Raw genomic sequence first — 328 nt, 5'->3', positions numbered from 1 at the left:
TGGACGGTCGAGTGACGACGAATGCATCGGACGTTGCTGGCCTGAAGGATGATCTGGCGAACTCCGGGCTGGTGGATGAGAAGACGGGCAAGGCGATTGCGGCAGTGACGTATGACCGCAAGGCGGATGGCACGGTGGATCGTGGTTCGGTGACGCTGGTCGGTACGGATGCGCAGAGCCCGGTAGCGTTGAAGAACGTGACGGCAGGCGCGGTGAATGCGACGAGCACGGATGCGGTGAACGGTTCGCAGTTACACGGCACGGCGCAAAGCGTGGCGACTGCGCTCGGCGGCGGCTCGACGGTGGGTGCGGATGGCAAGGTAACGGT

Annotated in this window: 1 pseudogene; it reads left to right on the top strand. The window is 64.0% G+C overall.

The window, feature by feature from the left end:
• Window positions 1-11: 11 nt before the first annotated feature.
• A pseudogene (locus tag GD429_RS40165) lies at window positions 12-328 on the top strand (hypothetical protein); the annotation flags it as partial.

Source organism: Burkholderia sp. BE17 (genome assembly GCF_009362305.1).
Lineage (GTDB): Bacteria > Pseudomonadota > Gammaproteobacteria > Burkholderiales > Burkholderiaceae > Burkholderia > Burkholderia pyrrocinia_C.
Note: the sequence above shows the minus strand (reverse complement) of the source record. Positions and strands in the feature narration are given on the sequence as shown.